The sequence below is a fragment of the Salinicola rhizosphaerae genome, from assembly GCF_014652715.1.
GTDB lineage: Bacteria > Pseudomonadota > Gammaproteobacteria > Pseudomonadales > Halomonadaceae > Salinicola > Salinicola rhizosphaerae.
Genome location: NZ_BMZI01000020.1, coordinates 1 through 793 on the forward strand (window position 1 = coordinate 1; position 793 = coordinate 793).

General features: G+C 59.3%; 1 protein-coding gene. It reads right to left on the minus strand.

The window, feature by feature from the left end:
- A partial coding sequence (locus tag IE125_RS19140; protein WP_189446288.1) for a hypothetical protein occupies window positions 1-746 on the minus strand: 746 nt, incomplete at its 3' end.
- Window positions 747-793 lie beyond the last annotated feature (47 nt).

Genomic DNA, 793 nt, shown 5'->3' on the forward strand with positions numbered 1-793 from the left:
AGATCGATTTTTGGCTGATAGAGCAAATAGAGCTGATCGTCGGATTCCAAGGCGGCGGATAGCCCATGGGTTAGCGCAAGCTGTCGCCGCTGGTCCTGATCGAACGTCGGGCTATATGGCATCGGCGAAACGCGAACGGACAATGATTCGTGCAGAGCGCTGAACGACCGACGGAAGGCGTCTGCCGCCCGCACCTCGAACGGGTCGAAGTCGTAGTAACCCGCTTTGAGGTTGAGAGGGATCGGCAGCATCGTTTCGAAGCCATGCGATGCGAAGCGGTCGTTGAGCCGCTCGATGAGCATAAAGGTAGGCTCTTTGTCCTCGGCGGGCAGCAGGATCGCGAAGCGCGAGAGTGTGACCGCGTAGAGCCCGTGGGCGACAGGCAGAGAGATGCGCAGCAGGTTAGCAATACTAAGCGACTGCCGTTCCACGGCATCGATTCCGAAGCCGCGAACCAGCTCGTAGTAGTAACCGGGCTTGGTCGTTTCCAGAAAGATGAGGGTGTAGGGCTTCGATGACCTAGCCGACGCACGCGCCTGCAGCGCTTCGATATCCCGCATCAGCCGTTGCCGATTGGGAAGCATTGTTGCTGAGTCCACGAAACCGACATTGTTACTGGCCTCGAGCGCACTACCGGCAATCTCGGCAACCGACTGGAGAATTTCTCGCTCCACGTCGTTGAGCTGCCTCGGCTCGTAGCCAATCACGCACATGCAGCCGAATGCCCTGCCTTCGGGCGTTTTCAACGGGGCACCGGCGTAAAAGCGAATGTGAGGCGCGGCGACCACCAGCG